The sequence below is a fragment of the Carboxylicivirga linearis genome, assembly GCF_018271995.1.
Classification (GTDB): Bacteria; Bacteroidota; Bacteroidia; order Bacteroidales; family Marinilabiliaceae; genus Carboxylicivirga; species Carboxylicivirga linearis.
Genome location: NZ_JAGUCO010000001.1, coordinates 519,306 through 538,528 on the forward strand (window position 1 = coordinate 519,306; position 19,223 = coordinate 538,528).

18 protein-coding genes are annotated in these 19,223 nt (G+C 36.5%); 7 read left to right on the plus strand and 11 right to left on the minus strand.

Annotated features, from left to right (window positions below; genetic code table 11):
* Positions 1-48: 48 nt before the first annotated feature.
* The 5 genes from KEM10_RS02240 to KEM10_RS02260 all read right to left on the minus strand — a co-directional run bounded on the left by KEM10_RS02240 (position 49) and on the right by KEM10_RS02260 (position 4,707).
* Positions 49-450, minus strand: coding sequence for a response regulator (locus KEM10_RS02240; protein WP_212212920.1), 402 nt, complete (start codon positions 448-450; stop codon positions 49-51).
* Between the two features lie 206 nt (positions 451-656).
* The gene (locus KEM10_RS02245) at positions 657-1,313 is read right to left on the minus strand and encodes a response regulator transcription factor (RefSeq protein WP_212212922.1); all 657 of its coding nucleotides are present in this window, start codon (positions 1,311-1,313) and stop codon (positions 657-659) included.
* A 14-nt stretch (positions 1,314-1,327) separates the two neighbouring features.
* Positions 1,328-2,569: a PAS domain-containing sensor histidine kinase gene (locus KEM10_RS02250; protein WP_212212924.1), complete on the minus strand. Its 1,242-nt coding sequence runs from the start codon at positions 2,567-2,569 to the stop codon at positions 1,328-1,330.
* Positions 2,570-2,603: 34 nt separating this feature from the next.
* The gene (gene ercA, locus KEM10_RS02255; protein ID WP_212212926.1) at positions 2,604-3,752 is read right to left on the minus strand and encodes an alcohol dehydrogenase-like regulatory protein ErcA; all 1,149 of its coding nucleotides are present in this window, start codon (positions 3,750-3,752) and stop codon (positions 2,604-2,606) included.
* 82 nt (positions 3,753-3,834) lie between these two features.
* A complete protein-coding gene (locus KEM10_RS02260; RefSeq protein WP_212212929.1) occupies positions 3,835-4,707 on the minus strand; it encodes an AraC family transcriptional regulator in 873 nt (290 codons plus the stop codon).
* Positions 4,708-4,855: 148 nt separating this feature from the next.
* On the opposite strand from KEM10_RS02260, the gene KEM10_RS02265 reads away from it, so the two are divergent.
* From KEM10_RS02265 to KEM10_RS02280, 4 genes are read left to right on the plus strand one after another with little or no spacing between them, the layout of a single operon-like run.
* Positions 4,856-5,749, plus strand: coding sequence for a dihydrodipicolinate synthase family protein (locus KEM10_RS02265; RefSeq protein WP_212212932.1), 894 nt, complete (start codon positions 4,856-4,858; stop codon positions 5,747-5,749).
* Between the two features lie 18 nt (positions 5,750-5,767).
* Positions 5,768-7,243 carry an aldehyde dehydrogenase (NADP(+)) gene (locus tag KEM10_RS02270; protein ID WP_212212935.1) on the plus strand — a complete coding sequence of 492 codons (1,476 nt, stop codon included), beginning with the start codon at positions 5,768-5,770 and terminating at the stop codon, positions 7,241-7,243.
* A gap of 31 nt (positions 7,244-7,274) precedes the next feature.
* On the plus strand, positions 7,275-8,291 hold the full coding sequence (locus KEM10_RS02275; protein ID WP_212212938.1) for a 4-hydroxyproline epimerase: 1,017 nt from the start codon (positions 7,275-7,277) through the stop codon (positions 8,289-8,291).
* 3 nt (positions 8,292-8,294) lie between these two features.
* On the plus strand, positions 8,295-9,533 hold the full coding sequence (locus KEM10_RS02280; protein WP_212212941.1) for an NAD(P)/FAD-dependent oxidoreductase: 1,239 nt from the start codon (positions 8,295-8,297) through the stop codon (positions 9,531-9,533).
* On the opposite strand, the gene KEM10_RS02285 is transcribed toward KEM10_RS02280, so the two are convergent.
* The 6 genes from KEM10_RS02285 to mutY are packed head-to-tail and all read right to left on the minus strand — an operon-like array spanning position 9,527 to position 14,415.
* Entirely contained in the window at positions 9,527-10,264 is a 738-nt protein-coding gene (locus tag KEM10_RS02285; RefSeq protein ID WP_212212944.1) for a geranylgeranylglyceryl/heptaprenylglyceryl phosphate synthase, read from the minus strand. The two genes, KEM10_RS02280 and KEM10_RS02285, sit on opposite strands and share 7 nt — an antisense overlap.
* A gap of 1 nt (position 10,265) precedes the next feature.
* A complete protein-coding gene (locus KEM10_RS02290; RefSeq protein WP_212212948.1) occupies positions 10,266-10,898 on the minus strand; it encodes a 4'-phosphopantetheinyl transferase family protein in 633 nt (210 codons plus the stop codon).
* A gap of 7 nt (positions 10,899-10,905) precedes the next feature.
* Entirely contained in the window at positions 10,906-11,496 is a 591-nt protein-coding gene (gldD, locus tag KEM10_RS02295; RefSeq protein ID WP_212212952.1) for a gliding motility lipoprotein GldD, read from the minus strand.
* Positions 11,493-12,824 carry a gliding motility-associated protein GldE gene (gldE, locus tag KEM10_RS02300; RefSeq protein ID WP_244825482.1) on the minus strand — a complete coding sequence of 444 codons (1,332 nt, stop codon included), beginning with the start codon at positions 12,822-12,824 and terminating at the stop codon, positions 11,493-11,495. Before gldE ends, gldD begins: the two co-directional genes overlap by 4 nt.
* Positions 12,825-12,845: 21 nt before the next feature.
* Positions 12,846-13,310 (minus strand): single-stranded DNA-binding protein, encoded by a 465-nt coding sequence (locus KEM10_RS02305; RefSeq protein WP_212212955.1) that lies wholly within the window; start codon positions 13,308-13,310, stop codon positions 12,846-12,848.
* A gap of 58 nt (positions 13,311-13,368) precedes the next feature.
* Complete coding sequence (gene mutY / locus KEM10_RS02310) at positions 13,369-14,415, minus strand: A/G-specific adenine glycosylase (protein WP_212212957.1); 1,047 nt, start codon at positions 14,413-14,415, stop codon at positions 13,369-13,371.
* 123 nt (positions 14,416-14,538) lie between these two features.
* On the opposite strand from mutY, the gene KEM10_RS02315 reads away from it, so the two are divergent.
* The 3 genes from KEM10_RS02315 (at position 14,539) to KEM10_RS02325 (ending at position 18,995) form a co-directional block, all read left to right on the plus strand.
* Complete coding sequence (locus KEM10_RS02315; RefSeq protein ID WP_212212960.1) at positions 14,539-14,823, plus strand: HU family DNA-binding protein; 285 nt, start codon at positions 14,539-14,541, stop codon at positions 14,821-14,823.
* 219 nt (positions 14,824-15,042) lie between these two features.
* On the plus strand, positions 15,043-16,593 hold the full coding sequence (locus KEM10_RS02320) for an Rne/Rng family ribonuclease (protein WP_212212965.1): 1,551 nt from the start codon (positions 15,043-15,045) through the stop codon (positions 16,591-16,593).
* 437 nt (positions 16,594-17,030) lie between these two features.
* Positions 17,031-18,995 (plus strand): protein-disulfide reductase DsbD family protein, encoded by a 1,965-nt coding sequence (locus KEM10_RS02325; protein ID WP_212212968.1) that lies wholly within the window; start codon positions 17,031-17,033, stop codon positions 18,993-18,995.
* Positions 18,996-19,223 lie beyond the last annotated feature (228 nt).

Consider the following 19,223-nt stretch of genomic DNA (forward strand, 5'->3'; position numbering starts at 1 on the left):
GTTTAAAAACTTCATAATATTCTCCTCCCCTGGTTTATGTAATGATGTTTATAGGTTTTTAATTTTTAGGTAGTTTGGAAAAGAGTATTCGTTGTTGTATACCTGATTAAGTGTTTTTGACATATGATCAAACACCGTGTTTTTAGGCACAAAGCCTTTAAAGCCGGAACTTATTAAGTCATTCAAAAAAACTTTATCAGTATGATTGGTTACAGCCACAATTTTAAGATGATGGTACTTATACAGCAGCCTTTTGGCAACTTCAAAACCATCCATATCCGGCATTTCAATATCCAGCAAAATAATATCTACCTGATTTAGTTTATAGCTATCAAGTAGTTCAATGCCGGAGTTGAATTTATCAATAACGTTAAAGTGTAATTTCTCCTCAAGAAAGAATGTCACAGCTTCCAGAAAACTTTTATTATCATCTACCACTATTAATTTCATCTTACCCACATTTTTGGATCTGTTAAAACGAACAGAATTATACAACTCGTTTTAATTTTCTTTCATGATGTAAAAGTAGATGTATAGATGTTGTAATATAAGAGGGGAATTATAGGAATTTATAGGGTAAAATTACCCATTGTTAGAATAGGGTTTTCCATAAGTGGGGTGAGGGTAAACTATATTCGTACGAGATCTGATAAGAATTAAATTTCGATTAGTTGATGTTTTATGGCATATACAACAAGGCTTACAGCGTTTTTGCAGCCAGTTTTTTCAAGCATCAGAGTTTTATAGTTAGAGACTGTTTTGGGCGATAGGTGTGTTTTTTCAGCTATCTCTTTAGCTGATAGTCCATCAACCATGAACGATATAATTTCAATTTCTTTTTCGTTTAGCTGAACTTCTTCTTTGGTATTGTTTTCGTTTTTCTCGTTTTGATACTTTATAATCATTTCCTGTAATAATGAAGAAGAAAAGTAGGTGCCTCCTTTTAAAACCGATTTTATGGCGTTTATCAGTTCGTCTTTATTGGCTGTTTTAAAGATAAACCCTTTAGCGCCCGAGGTCATTATATCGTAGTAATATTGGTGGTCGGTAAACATTGAAATAACAAGAACCTTTAAGGAAGGGGTGATCTCCATTGCTTTTTGTAAAGCCTCAATGCCATTCATGTTTGGCATTTCAATATCCATTAACACTATATCCGGAGTGCCTTGCTTTAGTGTATCAATAAATTCTAAACCATCTGAAGCCTCTGCAATAACCTGTCCCACAGAATTAAGTTCGAGGAGTGTTTTTACTCCATCTCTGAATAAATCGTGATCGTCAACAATTACTATTTGGGGCAAACTTTCTTTCATTCTATATTATGAGGTTAATTCGATTTTGTATCCTCATCAATGAGGATATTATTGTTTGCAAATATTTTTATTTTAAAACCTTTGTGTTTGGGGTAGTTGAAGTTACAAATGCCACCAACGCTTTTTACCCGGTTAATAATGTTATAGAGTCCAATGCCAGGATCGGGTGTTTTTTGTGAATTTTGAGGTAAGCCAATTCCGTTATCAGAATAAGTAAAATGGATATCGTCACCCTCTTGTTTAAATTTTAGTTTGGCATTAATTGCATTGGCATGTTTAATTGTGTTGTTAATAAGTTCAGTACATACCCTATAAAACATTATCTCCAGATCTTTATTGAGCCTTCCTTTTACGTTGTGTTTTAAGGTAATGTTCAGTTTCCCTGATTCGTTAATACGGTTTACAAATATATTTAATGCTTCAATAAGACCATAATTGCTTAGTACATGTGGACTTAAATTATGTGATACTTCTTTAATTGATTTGGTAGCCTCGTTAATGCTTTCGTTAATTTTTTTCTTAATAATTTCTATATGCTCCTGGTTGTCTGTGTCACTGAGCCATTGAAGATACAGCTTAATGGTTGATAAAATAGGACCGATACCATCATGTAGCTCCTTAGAAAAACGCATTCTCTCCCTCTCTTCTGTTCTGATGGTGGCCATACTGAAGTTTCGTTCCAGTTTTTTAAATTCGGTTATGTCTCTTACAATTGCCTGTACAAATTTCTCATCATTTATATTGATGCCACTCAATGATACCTCGCAATACACAATACTATTATCTTTTTTTCTTACTGTCCATTCAAATATATGTGAGTGACCGTTTAAAACTTTATTTCTGTGTTGTTCCAGTTCTTTTACTGAAAGTCTGCCATTGGCCTGATGATTAGGGGATATGTCAATGGGTGTTGTGCCAAGCACATCTTCTTTATTTGATAATTGTAAGAGTTCAAGGGCTTTGGAATTACATTCTACACAAATATTACTGGTGGTATAGATAAAAATAGCATCGTTGGCATTTTCAAATAATGCCCTGAACTTATTCTCACTTTCGGCTAATAATGCCTTGGTTGCCTCAAGATCTTTTATGGTGTTATTTAGTTCAATTGTTTTGGCTTCAAGAGCTTTAGTTTGAAGCTGTAATTCGTTAATATTTTGTTGTAACTGAGGGTAGTAGCTTTTACTGACAGAATCCTCTCCAAGACCAATTACCTTTCTCCTTATTAACTCCTTATTATCTTTTTGTCCGCTCATGTTTGTGTAAGGTTAATGATAGAATGATCTACATTTATTTAATTAGCTTTTCGAAGATCATTTTAATATCCTCCACTTCGGCGTTACGAGGATTGGTAACAATACATGGGTCGTTGTATGCATTGATTGCTATTTCTTCTAACTCGTGATGTTGAATATGATAGTGTTCAAACGAATCAGCAATGCCTATTGAATTACTTAATTGATTTATTTTTTCAGTCAAATGTTTTTTAACTTCTGATGACTCCATGGAAGGATCTCCTCCCATTGCAATGTAAACATCCTTGTATTTATCCGGACAACTTTCAAAATTAAAATCAATGCAATGTTCCAAAAGAATAGCATTACATTCTCCATGAGGCAAATCTTTTAAACCTCCTAAACTATGTGCCATAGCATGTACAATCCCTAAACTTGCATTCGAAAAGGCAATGCCGGCCAATGTGCAACCCATCATCATGTTATTGCGAGCCATCATATTGTATGGTTCATTTACTGCATTAATTAGGTTGTTATTGATTAGATTAATTGCCTCTAAGGCATGTATGTTGGTTAATAAAGAACTGGCATTTGACACATAGGCTTCAATACTATGTACCAGAGCATCCATTCCTGTATTGGCTGTAAGCTCCTTGCTCATTGTAGTGGTAGTAATGCCATCTATTATAGATACATCAGGAACTAAGGCTTTACTTATGATAGCAATCTTTTTTCTTTTGGGAGTATTTAAAATTATAGCAAACTGAGAAATATCCGCAGCAGAACCGGCGGTAGTGGGTACACAAATGAGGGGCGGCATAGGTATACGAATATTGTCAACGCCTTCAAACTCGTTAATATCCTTTTTATTTGTGCAAACAATTCCAATTCCTTTAGCACAATCTAAAACAGATCCTCCACCCACCGCAATTAGTAGGTTACATTTTTCTTGTATATAGCTTTGGGCCCCTTCGTTAACCTCATAGTCCTTAGGGTTGGGAGTAACGTTTTTATAAATAATATATTTAAGATAGTTGTCGTTTAGTATGTCTTCAATTACTTTTATCCACCCGGCATCAATAACCCCCTGGTCGGTAACAACCATTATCTTTTCTGCGTTATAATTTTTAGCATATTTTGCTACCAGTTCAATAGATTTATCCCCGTATACAATTTCGGGAACTTTATATTTTCTTAAATCCATATGTGAATTTATTCGTTGTGTTGCAGACATAAGTTACAAGAAAAAAATCTTTTTTGCCTTATTTTTTACAAAAGGGGGTAAGTTATGCTTTACGATAATATTTTTTTCGGTATTGCAAAGGTGTAAGCTTTGTAATGTTTTTAAACTGACGATTGAAGTAAGAGATACTGTTATAACCACTTTGGATGGCAATACTTCCAAAATTATCATTTGTTGCTGCTATTAAGCTACCTGCATATTCAATTCTCATTTCATTTAAGAATGTAGTATAGGGTTTTCCTGTTCTTTGTTTGAAATAACGGCAAAATGAGTTGGGTGTCATATTGGCTACTTCCGATACGTCTTGTAATTCAATGTTTTCCTTAAAGTTTTTAGATAAGTATTGAAATACCACATTTATCCTTTCGTTATCAGTTTGTTTCGATGGAGAAATATAACTAATGGAGGACAAAGTTCGGGTATCTGATGATTGTGCAAAAATATTTAAAATACTCATAAATGTATGAAAGCGATCAAATCCATCCAGGTTCTGGCAGTCTTTTATTAACTGCGATACCTTTTCTTTGTCGGAGCCTTCAAGTCTTAATCCTTTGGAAGCCTGAGATAACAACCTCTTGATATGTGCCATTTCCGGTATTTCAAAAAACTGATGGCCAAATGACTCATCTTTAAAGAATAATGAAATGCTATAAACTGTTAGTTCAGAATCAGGTTTGTAGTAAGCTTCATCGCAGCGTGATACGTGGGGAACATTCTTGCCAATCATAAATAAGTCACCGGGCTTAAATCGTTCAATATGATTGCCAATAAAGCTCGTTCCTTCTCCTTTTATAATTAATGTAATCTGATGTTCAGGATGATAGTGTATGTTATCGTAAAATGTTACTCCTTTATCTATCTGGTGACGAAAAGAATTACCTCCGGTTTTTGGAATAACAAAACGTATGGCCTTCATAATTTCTATTTTACTCTAATATTACCTTAAATTAATTCATCTATTATAAAAGTAGAATAAATAGTTCAAAAAATGGTTAAAATAAGAATATAAAAGGATGATATTATCTGATATGTTTGTGATAGTATTAATCATTAAAACTATTTGTATGAGACCAAGCTGGACAGGTGTTTACCCTGCTGTAACAACAAAGTTTAAAGAAAATGGAGATCTTGATATTCCTGCATTTGTGAAAAATGTTGAATTTCAAATAGAATCAGGTGTTTCAGGAATTATTCTTGGAGGATCATTAGGAGAATCAAGTACCTTAAGTGCCGATGAAAAATTGCAATTAGTAGAGGCACTTCAACCATATAGATCAAAGGTGCCTGTAATTATGAATATAGCCGAATCGAGCACAGTACGGGCCATTGAAGCAGCTAAAAAAGCAGAAGAGGCCGGTGCTGATGGATTAATGTTATTGCCACCTCTGTTGTACAAGGCCGATGGTGATGAGACGGTAGCCTATTTTAAAGAAGTTGCAGCTTCAACCTCTTTACCAATACTACTTTATAACAACCCGGTTGATTATAAAATTGAAATCACAGTAGAAATGTTTAAGCAGCTGCAGGATGTTGAAAATATTGAAGCAGTTAAGGAGTCAACGCGCGATCTAACAAACATAACGCGTATGAAAAATGCGTTTGGTAATCGCTTTAAAATTATGGGCGGAGTTGATACGCTATGTTTGGAAGCTTTATTGCTTGGTGCTGATGGATTGGTGGCCGGACTGGTTTGTGCCTTTCCAAAAGAAACTGTTGTGTTATTTGAGTTAGCAAAGCAAGGGAAAGTAGAGGAAGCTGTTGAATTATATCGCTGGTTTATGCCTTTGCTTGAAATGGATATCCATTCGAAGCTGGTGCAATACATTAAGCTTTGTGAGGTATATACCGGTATTGGAACTGAGTTTGTGCGTGCGCCACGGAAAATGATTACCGGAGTTGAAAGAGAGAAGATAACTCAAACCATTGAAGTGGCTTTAGAGAATAGACCAAGCTATTAATTATTAAAAGTTTAATTTATGAAAGCTATTGAAGAAAGTGTTCATAAAGTTATGATGGAAGCTGCTGAAGCTTTCGAAGTTTATAAGCATATCTCCGGAAAGCAAAAAGCTCAATTTCTGCGAAATATAGGAGAGGAGATTGTTAATCTGGGCGATGAGCTTATCCAAACTGTTATTGAAGAAACGAACTTACCAGAAGCAAGAGTGGTTGGGGAAAGAGGAAGAACGGTAGGGCAATTAAATAAGTTTGCTGATTTGGTTGAAGAAGGATCGTGGAAAGAGGCGGTAATTGATATTGGTGATGCCAATCGAGAGCCATTGCCTAAACCCGATTTGAGAAAGATGCTTATTCCAATGGGACCAGTGGTAGTTTTTGGAGCTGGTAATTTTCCATTGGCCTTTTCGGTTGCAGGTGGCGATACTGCTTCTGCTTTAGCTGCAGGTAATCCTGTGGTAGTGAAAGGTCATCCGGCACATCCAAAGACCAGTGATCTGGTTGCTTCGGCCATTCAAAAGGCTATTAAAAAGAACGATTTACCATATGGGGTTTTTGCTCTGGTGCAAGATGATGGAATTGAATCAGGAAAGTTTTTGGTACAGCACCCAAAGGCAAAAGCTGTTGGATTTACAGGTTCGGGCAATGGAGGTTTGGCATTGGTTAAACTAGCTTCTGAGCGGGAAGAGCCCATTCCTGTTTTTGCTGAAATGGGCAGTGTAAATCCGGTTGTAATATTAGAGAATGCATTGAAAAATAACTATTCAGACATTGCCTCAAAATTGGTTGCTTCTGTAAATATGGGAGCCGGCCAGTTTTGTACCAACCCGGGGTTATTGATTACAATCAAAACAGAAGGATTTAATGAGTTTGTTGATGCTTTGTCGAATAATATAAATGAAGCAACCGGGGCTCAAATGTTCAGCCCTGGTGTATTACGCAACTATCTTGTGAATGCCGATCAGGTGATGTCGCATGAAACGGTTACTACTATTGCCAAAGGTGATGAGGTTGAACCGAATGTTGTGCGTCCGGCCATAGCAACGGTTTCTGCTGCCGATTTCATGAAGAATCCACATTTGCATGAAGAGGTTTTTGGACCTTTTAGCTTGCTTGTTGTTTGTGATGATACAAAAGAAGTAAAAGATGTTGTTGCCAGTTTAAAAGGGCAGTTAACAGCAACTCTTCAGGCTAAAGATGAAGAATTAACTAAGAATCAGGAGCTAATTGATTTGTTGGTTGAAAAATGCGGAAGGTTATTGCTAAATGGAGTGCCAACAGGTGTAGAGGTAGGTGCTGCAATGCAACACGGAGGGCCGTTTCCGGCATCCAGTGACTCGCGATTTACATCAGTTGGAGTAGGTGCAATCAAACGATTTGTAAGACCAGTGTGCTATCAGGATTTTCCTGATCAATTACTACCCAAAGAATTGCAAAATAGCAATCCGCTTGATGTTTGGCGATTAGTTGATAATAGCTGGACTAAAAATGCTATTTAAATAATTCTCTAAACCTAATAACCATAAGCTTATGGCGAGAAAATCATTTTTTTGTATCGACGGACATACCTGCGGTAATCCTGTTAGAGTAGTTGCAGGTGGAGTTCCTAACTTAAAGGGGAAAAGCATTTTTGAAAAACGTGAGCATTTTCAAAATGAATATGACTGGATACGAACTGGTTTAATGTTCGAGCCACGTGGTCATGAACAAATGTCCGGCAGTATCATCTTTCCGCCGGAAAACCCTCAGAACGATGCTGGTATTTTGTTTATCGAAACCAGTGGTTGTTTGCCTATGTGTGGTCATGGCACCATTGGTACGGTCACCATTGCTATTGAAGAAGGCTTAATCACCCCAAATACACCAGGTGAATTAAGGTTAGAAACTCCTGCTGGTCTGGTGTTGGCAAAATATAAGCAGAATGATAAAGGAAAGGTTATTTCAGTTAAAATTATTAATGTTCCTTCTTTTCTATATAAAAAAGGATTAACCATTATTAGTCCTGATTTGGGTGAGTTGACCGTAGATGTAGCTTATGGAGGTAATTTTTACGCCATTGTTGATGAGCAAGAAAATTTCTCTGGAATGCATCATTACAGTGCTGATGAATTAATCTCGTTTAGCGGCGAGATTAGACGGTTACTTAATGAGAAATATAGTTTCGTGCATCCACAAAACGAGAAGATTAGTGGCTTAAGCCATGTGCTGTGGACGGGTAATACGATGAGTGAAGAGGCAGATGCCCGAAATGCGGTCTTTTACGGTGAGAAAGCTATTGATCGGTGTCCATGCGGAACGGGTACTTCTGCACGGATGGCTCAATGGTATTCGCAAGGAAGGCTGGAAGTAGGTTCTTCTTTTTTGCATGAAAGCGTGATAGGTAGTCAGTTTATTGGAACAGTAGAATCTGATCAGAAAATAGGAGAATTCGACGCAATAGTTCCGGGCATTGAAGGATGGGCAAAGATTACCGGATACAATCACATTATTATTGATGACGAAGATGATCCGTATGCTTTTGGTTTTAGGGTAGTTGGTAAATTATAGTCTATGAAAAAAAAGGTACTCATAATTGGAGCTGGAGTAATCGGTCTTCATTGTGCTTATTATTTAAATGAGAGAGGGTGTGAAGTAGAAGTTATAGACGCAAATGAGCGTGAAGATGAAAGTGGATGTTCCTATGGAAATTGTGGTCTGATTGTTCCCAGTCACTTTCTGCCTATGGCCTCGCCTGCTATGTTGCAACAGGGGCTTAAGTTAATGTTTGATCGTACAAGTCCGGTTTATCTTCCTTTGGCCAGAAATATAAAAAATGCAAGTTGGTTTTTTAGGTTTATTCAGGCAGCGAATAAAAATAAGGTAAATCAAGGGATTCCTATTCTTTATCAATTGAATGCTGAAAGTCATAAGTTATACAAAGAGTTGAATAAGATTTCGAGGCAACAGAGTAACTATCATCATAAAGGATTATTGATGATGGCAACTACTCAAAAAGGATTGGATGAAGAAGGTCATTTGTCAGAAAAAGCACAGAGCCTTGGCATTAAAACGCAGATGATGAGTGCTTCGGAAGTTGTTGCCTTGGAGCCTAATGTTAAAGTTGATATTAAAGGGGCGGTTTTTTATGATAGTGATGGAAATGTTTCGCCTGAACATCATATGAGATGGTTGAAATCATGGCTTGAAGAAGCCGGAGTTATTTTTCATTATGGAACAAAGACTGAAAAAATAATAGTGAATAAAGGCAAAATTGATGGTGTTCAAACAAGAAGTAAGAAGTATAAAGCTGACGATTATATTTTGGCTACCGGAGTGCAAACATCAGCCCTTGTGCGCTCACTTGGAATTTCTTTGCCAATAATTGCCGGTAAAGGCTATAGCATTGATTTACCTTCTGCTGAATTACCTTTAAAGATTCCTGCAATATTATCTGAAGCTAAAGTTGCAATAACTCCTTTGGGTAATAAGGTAAGATTAGGCAGCGGAATGGAGTTTGGAGGAAGAGTAGGGGAATTACGAATGCAACGGATACAATCCATGTTAAATCAAACCTGTGCAGCAATACCATCAATAAAACCAAAGGTAGCTAAAGAGCAAGTTGTTTGGGAAGGGCTACGGCCCTTGTCGCCCACAGGTATACCATACATTGGAGGCTTTAAATCATACAAAAATCTATTTGTGGCATCCGGGCATGCTATGATGGGAATGAGTCTGGCTCCAATAACAGGGAAATTGATATCGCAGCATGTTATGGGTGAAAAACCAATGATTGATTTAGGAGCTTATTGATTAAAAGACCTGACTATATCGCTGAATTCTTCAATTAGTGAAAGGTCTTTTTCAAAGGCATTGCCAATAACAATTATGTCAGCACCTGCTGAGCATGCGTCTTTTACTTTGGCTGCAGTATTTAATCCGCCGCCTATCATTAGTGGTATATCTAATTGATGCTTCACTGCCGAAATCATATTTGCCGGTATGGGCTGAATAGCTCCGCTTCCGGCATCCATGTATATAAGTTTCATGCCAAGGAATTGCCCCGCCAAAGCAGTGGCAATGGCAATGTCATTTTTATTGGCAGGTATGGGCTGTGTCTGGCTAATATACTGAACAGATGTTGTGCAGCCTCCATCAATCAGTAAATAGCCTGTTGAGATGACCTCGGTATTATTAGCTTTAATCAATGGGGCACTTGCCACATGATGACTGATTAGATATTCAGAATTACGACCGGATAACAATGATAAAAATAAAATGGCATCTACATTGGATGCATATTGGGTTGAAGAGCCAGGATAAAGAACTACCGGAAGGTTTATATGCTTTTTAAGCTGTTCAATAAAAGTAAAAGTATCAGTACTGACAAGGCTGCCTCCAACCAACAATAAGTCAGGAGTTACTCGCTCTAATATTTCGGATAAAGATCGCATTTGCTCATCACTGAACTTATCCGGATCGATTAACAACGCTAATTGTTTTATATTTTGCTTATGGTTTTCTGATATCTGTTTATAAATCATTTTAGTCATTTAAATGATAGACCAGCGCGTAATTGGGAGTAATCTCATAATCGAGAACCAGATCTTTGTTGTGTTGTTTATACTTGCAATGTGATTTAAACTGACCCTTTGAAGAAATTTCAAATGATTTTATTCTGAAATGTTCTTTAAAAACCACGCCCCATTCATCAAAGTACTTATACAATGTCTCTTTGGCTGACCAAATCAAGGTAAGAAAATTTACTCGTTCCTCATCAGTAATAAACAGCCATTCGTCAGTATGAACAAATCTGGAGGCTGCTTTTTCAACGCGAGGTGAGCAAATTTCAATATCTAGGGCTGTAGGGAAATCAGAAATGCTAACTGCTACATAGCCCGAAGCATGAGAAATACTGATATGATTTGATTGATTCGAAAGAAAGGGTTTGCCGTTATCCGTATATTCTATTTGAGGATATTCACCTAATAAGTGCTGAATCAGAATTCTTGAACAGATCCACTCTTGTTTTCTTTTATCCAAACGAAATTCTTTCAGAGTTTCCTGATCTTTTTTCGATAAGTTAATCAACTGCAATAAATCATCCAGAGATTCAGTTAAATGCCAGATTGCAACCTTTTCTTTTTCAGATTTTTCTATGATTCTTTCAAGCGGCATTACAATCTTATTTCCATTCAATACTCTCAATAATGTGCTCAATATCTGCTTTTACAAACTCAATCACCGGAGCCAATGAATCTTTATTGGGCACCGTATTAAAATATAATGAGCCACGTAAAAAATGTTCGGTGCTATCCGTTACAAAAAACTGAAATGGTGAAGCTGCATTACCTTTGATTTCATACAAAATACCCATAACCTGTTTGTCAGGATTTTCAAAGAATCGTTCGTTAATAGCATCCGCTTTTATGGAGTGTTTGTAAGCCAAATTACGGCTGTCTTCCAAAAGTTCGTAAAACTGATCGCCAACTGTTTTGTAGCTTAAATGAATTTGTCCGTTTAACGATGGGAATGCAATGTTGCACCAATAGGCTTCCGCACCAGGTAATGTGTCCATAACAATCTTCGAATACTTTGGGTATTCAAATCTATACGGGAAAGTGGTATCGAACTGCTGATAGCTATGTTCAGGAAACTCAATTCGAAAGTATCCTCTCGGTTTAGGTGACTGATGTCCTCTGCATGATAACATAGTTGCTATAAACAACATTAGCACAACTGATAATTTAAGTGAATCTATCCAGTTTTTTCTCATTTCTTCTTCTCCTTTTTCAACTCAAATTTCAATCTTTTAATTCTGCGGTTGTCAACGGATATTACTGTGAAGATGAAATTCTTATAAGTAATTTTTTCGTTTTTTTGAGGAATCTCACCTTTTAATTCCAATATTAGTCCGGCCAGCGTTTCGGCTTCACCTCTTACCTCATTGAAATATTCTTCATCTGTATCAGTGACTTTATGGAAATCGTTGATTTGTGTTTTCCCTTCAAAGCTATAGGTTCCATCAGGAAGAATAGTATAAAAATCCTCTTCATCGTCCAGCTCATCGTTGATATCTCCAACAATCTCTTCCAGGATATCCTCTAAAGTAGCAATTCCTGATGTGCCTCCATATTCATCAACCACAATAGCCATATGAATTTTCTTGGCCTGGAATTCTTCCAGCAGATCATTTAGCATCTTGGTTTCGGGCACGTAATAAGCTTCCCGAATCAGACTTTGCCATTCAAAGGTGTTGTCATTATCTAAATGCGAAAGCAAATCTTTTACATATAATATACCTTTAACATTGTCAGGCGTATCCTCAAAAACAGGTATGCGCGAATAACCTGAATCAATAATGGTTTGAAGTACTTTGCTAAATTCGCTCTTAATTTCCACATCAATCACATCTACACGGGCCGTCATAATTTCAACCACATTGATGTTACCAAACTTAACGATGCCTTCCAGAATCTCCTTTTCGTCTGTTATGTCATTACCTGTTAACTCCAAAGCATGAGAAATATCATCCATCGAAAGATTCTTTAATCTTCGGGTAAGCCTGCGATTAACAAAACCTGTTGATTTCGTTAATAAGAAACTAAGTGGACTAAGTATTTTTGTTAAGACCCATAAAGGAAAAGCCATTAATCCGGCAAAAGTAACAGGTGATTTTGATGCATATACCTTAGGAAGAATCTCACCAAAAAACAATATTATTGAAGTAATAAAAACAATTTCAATAATAATTTGAATGAGGGTATTGCCGTTAAAGACAATTAACTGACTGGTTATATACGACGTTAGTATAACAATAGCTACATTAACAAAGTTATTACCAATTAAAATAGTGGCCAATAAAGTTTCTTTGTCCACTAAGTGTTCCAGTATTAGTTTGTTCTTTCTCGATTTTTTCTCTTTTAATTTATCCAGATCAATAGGTTCTAGAGAAAAATAAGCAACCTCGGATCCTGAGATGAGTCCTGAAGACAAAAGAAAAAAGAGATTTAAGATGATGGCAAACGCAGTACCTACCGTTAAAGGTAAAAAGTGCACGCCTGCGCTTGCCTGCATTATCAGGGGAATACTATCTGCTTCCAATCAATAATAATTTAAATAGAACTAAAATGGCAGATCATCGGTTTCATCTTCCTTCAAAAAGTCATCGTTTTGAGGAGGAGCAGAGATCGGCTGTGATTGCGGAGAAGAAGGCTGTTGACTGCTGCCTGGAGCAGAACTACCTGGATTATCGCCGCGTCGGCCTAATAATTGTAGGTTATCAGCGTAAACTTCAGTTGTATATCTCTTATTACCGTCTTTGTCGTCCCACGATCTTGTCCTAAGTTTACCTTCAATATAAACCTGAGTTCCTTTTTTTACATAGTTCTCAACGATTTTAGCCAAACCTCTCCATGCAACCACATTATGCCACTCTGTACGCTCCGGAATTTCTTGTCCGTTTCGTGTTGTGTAGCCTCGTTCTGAAGTTGCAACAGGGAAATTGGCAACTGCACCATCGTCTTCAAAATGTCTGACTTCCGGATCTTTACCTACGTTGCCTACTAAAATTACTTTGTTAACCGACATTATATATTTATTAAATTTTAGAATTTAAAAGTACAAAACTTTCATTTTAAAACAAACGCTACTCATTTTTGTAACCAGGCATTTGCTGTTCGTTAAAAAAGTTTACAACCAACTGAGGAAAAGCATATTCAATGCAATTTTGAGTTTTAATTTTTTGGTAGTTATCAATTCCTAATTTGGTTAGGGCCTGAACTGACGTACTGAAAAAGCGAGAATGAATAACCTGATGACTTAAAATATGTTTGGTTTCTTTGAGTAGTTTAACTTCTGCATTCGTTGTTTTCTTTAAGTGATTAACCGATAACTTTTTGTCGGCTTCCAATAATGGTAGCTGATATAGGTTTTGCCAAATGTCTTTTGCGTTGCGTTGCTGGATTAGCACATTGTCTTTCTCTGGATGTACAAGAAAGTAGTGAAAGTAACGATGACGTTGTAGAATTTTCTTACTTTTTACAGGCAAGAAGTTTATTTGGCCGGTTTGAAAAGCAGCACAATTGGATTGAAACGGGCATTGATCGCACTCGGGTGATTGAGCCTTGCAAATGATGGCTCCCATCTCCATCATGGCTTGATTATGATGGGCCGGATCTTTTTTATTTAATAATACATTGGCCAATTCTGTAAATCGTTTTTTGCCTTCATTTGAATCAATAGGTGTGTCAATCCCTTTTAATCGAGCCAGGAAACGATAAACATTACCATCTAAAACAGCATAGGGAAGTTTGAAAGCAAACGAAGCTATAGCAGCAGCTGTATATGGTCCTACTCCTTTTAATTGTAGTATCTCTTTATATGTGTTTGGAAATTTGGCATTGTGTTTTTCAACAATTGTTTTAGCTGCATAATGTAAATTGCGAGCTCGAGAGTAATATCCCAAACCTTGCCATAAACGTAATACCTGATCCTCTTTAGCGGCTGCAAGAGATTGTACGTTAGGGAAATTGTCAATAAAACGATGGTAGTAATCCATTCCTTGTGCAACACGTGTTTGCTGAAGAATGATTTCAGATATCCAAATTTTATAAGGGTCAGTGGTTTGGCGCCAGGGAAGGCTTCTGTAATTGTTATGATACCATTCTAGCAAGCGGGTTCCGAAATCAGTCATTATTAAAATTTTAAGCAAAAATAATGGTTTTGTTTTTTTTTATTGAGATTTCATTTATCTTTGCAATCTGAATTTTAGAGAATTAGCTGTAAATAATTGATAATTAAATAATTTTAAGAGAAAATGACAAAGGCTGATATTGTAAACGAAATTTCGAAAAATACTGGAATCGAGAAGGTTACTGTTCAGAAGACTGTAGAAGCCTTCATGGACACTATTAAAGGTTCATTGGTAAAAGGTAAAAATGTGTATTTGAGAGGTTTTGGGTCTTTCGTAGTGAAGAAAAGAGCAGAAAAAACTGCACGTAATATTTCTAAAAATACTACTATTATCATTCCAGAACACTTTATCCCATCATTCAAGCCTTCAAAAAGCTTCGTGACTAAAGTGAAGAATAACGTAAAGTAAGTATAACCAATTAAAACGTACAGCCATGCCAAGTGGAAAAAAGCGTAAAAGACATAAGATGGCTACGCATAAGCGTAAAAAGAGACTAAGAAAAAATCGTCATAAGAAGAAGAAATAATTTTCTTTAGTCTAAAAAATTAGCAAACAGAAAGTGTTACACTTTCTGTTTGTTGTTTGTATTTATATACAACGATCTTTGAAATAAATTGCGATCATATAGTGAATGCAGAACTGTTTGTAGATGTTACTCCTGAGCATCTTTCAATGGCTTTATTGGAAGATAAGCGTTTGGTAGAACTCCGTAAGGAGAAAAGTAATGTTCAGTTTGCTGTTGGAGATATTTATCTGGGTAGAGTAAAGAAAATTATGCCCGGTTTGAATGCAGCATTTATTGATGTAGGATATGAAAAGGATGCCTTTTTACATTATCTAGATCTTGGACCACAATTTCGTTCCCTACAGAAATTTTTGAATATTGCTTCCAATAAAAAAGGAGTAGTTGCATTGCACAAGCTTAAACCGGAACAGGACATTAATAAAAATGGTACCATTCCGGAAGTTTTAACAGCAGGACAAAATGTTTTGGTCCAGGTGGCCAAGGAGCCCATTTCAACAAAAGGGCCACGTTTAACATCAGAACTATCAATAGCAGGAAGAAACCTGGTACTATTACCCTTCTCCGACAAAGTGTCGGTAAGCCAAAAAATTTCTTCAGCAGAAGAAAGAAATCGCCTCAAGCATCTAGTTACGAGTATTAAGTCCAAAAACTTTGGAGTTATAATTCGCACCGTTGCTGAAGGAAAACAGGCTGCCGAACTGGATAAAGAATTACGTACATTAGTAAAAAGGTGGGAAGAAAATACCGCCAAAATAAAAGACGTAAAAGCACCAGGGCTGGTTATTGGTGAAATTGGCAGAACCTCTGCTTTGTTAAGAGATATTCTTAACCCATCATTTAATTCAATTTTTGTAAATGATGAAGGGGTCTGCAGTGAAATAAAAAATTATGTGGGGTTAATAGCCCCCGATCGGCAAAAAATTGTAAAGCACTATAAGGGTGGAGCGCCTATTTTTGACCAGTTTCAAATTCATCGTCAAATAAAGGCCTTGTTCGGAACAACAGTATCGTTTAAAAGCGGTGCGTACCTTATTATAGAACATACCGAAGCCCTTCATGTAATTGATGTTAATAGTGGAAACCGTTCAAAATCTGCCTCCAATCAAGAGAATAATGCTCTTGAGGTAAATCTGGCAGCCGCTGACGAAATTGCTCGTCAGTTGAGGTTGAGAGATATGGGTGGAATTATTGTTGTTGACTTTATTGATATGCAGAATAATGAAAACCGTCAGAAGGTTTTCGAAAAAATGAAACAGGCCATGGCGTCTGATCGAACCAAGCACAATATTTTACCATTAAGTAAATTTGGCTTGATGCAGATTACCCGCCAACGTGTAAGACCTGAAATGCATATTCAAACAACAGAAGGGTGTCCTACCTGTAATGGTAAAGGAACTATTCAGCCTTCTATTTTTTGGCCAAAAGTATTAGAAGATGCTGTTAAAAAAGCTGTGCAAGCACTTAAAATGAAAAAGTTGATCCTGAAGGTTCACCCCATGGTGTATGCTTACCTTAAAAGAGGTTTTCCGTCAACAGTATTAAGATGGAAATTTAAATATACGCATGGATTAAAGGTGTTTCCTTCCGACTCTCTAGGCTTTTTGGAATACAAGATTGTAGATAATGAAGATAACGAGGTTGACCTTTCTTAGGTCAACCTTTTTTTGTGCCATTTTTTCTGCGAAAAACTTGAAACCAGACAGAATATCAGGAATTGTATCAATATAATACTCTACTGAATATTTGGCAGTGATATAAATCATGTTAAAATATTGTTAATGCATTCACCCTTTTTATTCTCTTTGGTGTCTTAATTATAACATGTTAACCTTGTCTAAAGAATTCTGGTGTCATTAATGGGATTGATAAAATTCTTATTTTTAAAGCATTCAAAGTGATATCTTTGTTTTTCAATGCTAAAGAACGCTTTTGTGTGTATCAGTAATTTTGTTTAAATGAATCGAAACACATACACACATATAGAAATGTAAATATAATGGCAAGAAATTTGTAGTTTTTGGTGTTATATGTTTAGAAGGTTTAGATTTGATTATAAGGAATTGAAAGAAAAATAAGCACATATAAAAATATGAGAAGAACATTTTTAACATTGGTAATGATGTTGACTGTTGTAAGTGGTCTACTTGCGCAGATGGAGCAACATATTTCTTGGCAGTTTTCAACTAAAATGTTGGAAGATAATAAGGTGGAGGTAATTTGCGAAGCAACCGTTGATAATGGGTGGCATGTGTATTCATCTGTTTTGCCTGAAGGTACCGCTATTCCAACCTATATTGAAATTGAGGAAAGTGATGCTTATACCATTTTAGATGGTATTAATGAATCACCTGAACCAACAAAACACTATGATGAAACCTTTGGTGCAGAAATGCAATGGTTTGAAGGTAATGTGAAGTTTTCTCGTGTTGTTCAATTAAAAGAACAAAATAATGTTCTGATAAAGGGATATGTTGAGTCAATGATATGTAACGACGAAACTTGCATGCCTCCCGAGATGGTTGATTTCGAACTTCAGGTAGGACAAACTAATAGTAAAGAAACGGTCCAATCTCAAGATGCTGCTGAGGCAGAAGAATCAATGGCAACCACTGAAGAGGAAGAAGAATCGTATTGGGCAATATTTCTATTGGCATTTGGTGGTGGTTTGGCTGCTTTATTAACTCCATGTGTTTTTCCAATGATACCTATGACCGTTAGTTTTTTTACTAAGCAAAGTGCCACGAAAGCTGCCGGTATCAGAAATGCTATCACTTATGGACTTTCTATTATTGCTATCTATGTGATTTTAGGAGTTGCTGTTTCGGCCATTTTTGGAGCGAGTGCCTTAAATGCCTTGTCTACCAATGTGTGGTTTAATCTGTTCTTTTTCTTGTTGCTGGTTGTATTTGCGGCTTCTTTCTTTGGAGCCTTCGAAATAGTTATGCCTAGTTCCTGGGTGAACTTCACTACAAAAAATGAAGACAAAGGAGGTATAATAGGTATTTTCTTTATGGCTTTTACATTGGCTTTAGTTTCATTTAGCTGTACCGGTCCTATAGTTGGATCATTGCTGGTCAAAGCTGCCACCGGTGGTTATATGGGACCAATTATTGGTATGCTTGGATTTTCTTTAGCATTGGCGTTGCCGTTTGCTTTATTTGCAGCCTTCCCGGGTTATTTAAATTCTCTTCCTAAGTCTGGCGGCTGGTTGAATTCAGTTAAAGTTATACTGGGTTTTCTTGAATTAGCATTTGCATTCAAGTTTTTATCGATTGCCGATATGACGATGGGATGGCACATTCTGGAACGTGAGGTTTTTATAGCCATCTGGATTGCTATTTTTGCTGCCATGGGATTCTATTTAATGGGGAAAATAAAATTGCCACACGATTCACCAATGAATCATGTGCCGGTATCACGTTTTATGATGGCGTTGGTTGTATTTAGTTTTACTATCTATCTAATTCCTGGTTTATGGGGTGCGCCGGTTAGTTTGATTAGTGGTTTTCCTCCTCCAAAGAATTATGCAGAATCGCCTTATGGCGTTGGTAACGAAACTCCGGGTATTATTACTGGTGCTGACTCTCATGCATTCGGTTTACCAGAAGGTATGCATCCCGGACCTCAGGGGATACCGGCTTTTGATGATTACGAAACAGCTTTGGCATACTCAAAAAAAGTCAATAAGCCTATGTTGCTCGATTTTACCGGTTTAGGATGTACTAATTGCCGGAAGATGGAGGATGCTGTATGGTCAAATCAGTCTGTTAAGTCAATACTTACCAATGATTATATATTAGTTTCTCTGTATGTTGATGACAGAAAGAAATTAGATGAAGTATATGTATCTGAAGTTACAGGTAAAAAAATAAGAACAGTTGGACAGAAATGGGCTGAGTTTCAATTTGAGCGTTATCAGCAGCAAGGACAACCATACTATGTAATTGTTGATGAAGAAGAAAATACATTAAATAAACCAGTTGCATACGATCCGGATGTTGAGCGATATAAAAATTGGTTGCTAGATGGATTGAAAAAATTCAATGAGAATTAAAAGTTAGAAATCACGAACTTACGAGCCTCTTCAGTAATTGGAGAGGCTTTTTTATTAAAAAAAGTGTAGTTGTATTGATTTTTAATCAATCTTGTAGTATCTAATTTAAAATAGATCTATGTTTTTATTTGCAACCAAAATATTGAATAATGCGTACAGATCATCATACTGAATTATGATTATATCGACTTTCAAAAGATGCGTTTAAAATGAGAGAGTGTTGGTGGA

Excerpts from the sequence above, each read along its gene's own strand:
- KEM10_RS02305 (WP_212212955.1), bottom strand. The coding sequence starts at position 13,310 with ATGTCGGTTAACAAAGTAATTTTAGTAGGCAACGTAGGTAAAGATCCG.
- KEM10_RS02325 (WP_212212968.1), top strand. The coding sequence starts at position 17,031 with ATGAGAAGAACATTTTTAACATTGGTAATGATGTTGACTGTTGTAAGT.
- KEM10_RS02290 (WP_212212948.1), bottom strand. The coding sequence starts at position 10,898 with ATGCCGCTTGAAAGAATCATAGAAAAATCTGAAAAAGAAAAGGTTGCA.
- KEM10_RS02250 (WP_212212924.1), bottom strand. The coding sequence starts at position 2,569 with ATGAGCGGACAAAAAGATAATAAGGAGTTAATAAGGAGAAAGGTAATT.
- KEM10_RS02315 (WP_212212960.1), top strand. The coding sequence starts at position 14,539 with ATGACAAAGGCTGATATTGTAAACGAAATTTCGAAAAATACTGGAATC.
- KEM10_RS02280 (WP_212212941.1), top strand. The coding sequence starts at position 8,295 with ATGAAAAAAAAGGTACTCATAATTGGAGCTGGAGTAATCGGTCTTCAT.
- KEM10_RS02260 (WP_212212929.1), bottom strand. The coding sequence starts at position 4,707 with ATGAAGGCCATACGTTTTGTTATTCCAAAAACCGGAGGTAATTCTTTT.
- KEM10_RS02270 (WP_212212935.1), top strand. The coding sequence starts at position 5,768 with ATGAAAGCTATTGAAGAAAGTGTTCATAAAGTTATGATGGAAGCTGCT.
- KEM10_RS02245 (WP_212212922.1), bottom strand. The coding sequence starts at position 1,313 with ATGAAAGAAAGTTTGCCCCAAATAGTAATTGTTGACGATCACGATTTA.
- ercA (WP_212212926.1), bottom strand. The coding sequence starts at position 3,752 with ATGGATTTAAGAAAATATAAAGTTCCCGAAATTGTATACGGGGATAAA.
- KEM10_RS02265 (WP_212212932.1), top strand. The coding sequence starts at position 4,856 with ATGAGACCAAGCTGGACAGGTGTTTACCCTGCTGTAACAACAAAGTTT.
- KEM10_RS02285 (WP_212212944.1), bottom strand. The coding sequence starts at position 10,264 with ATGATTTATAAACAGATATCAGAAAACCATAAGCAAAATATAAAACAA.
- KEM10_RS02275 (WP_212212938.1), top strand. The coding sequence starts at position 7,275 with ATGGCGAGAAAATCATTTTTTTGTATCGACGGACATACCTGCGGTAAT.
- mutY (WP_212212957.1), bottom strand. The coding sequence starts at position 14,415 with ATGACTGATTTCGGAACCCGCTTGCTAGAATGGTATCATAACAATTAC.
- KEM10_RS02240 (WP_212212920.1), bottom strand. The coding sequence starts at position 450 with ATGAAATTAATAGTGGTAGATGATAATAAAAGTTTTCTGGAAGCTGTG.
- gldD (WP_212212952.1), bottom strand. The coding sequence starts at position 11,496 with ATGAGAAAAAACTGGATAGATTCACTTAAATTATCAGTTGTGCTAATG.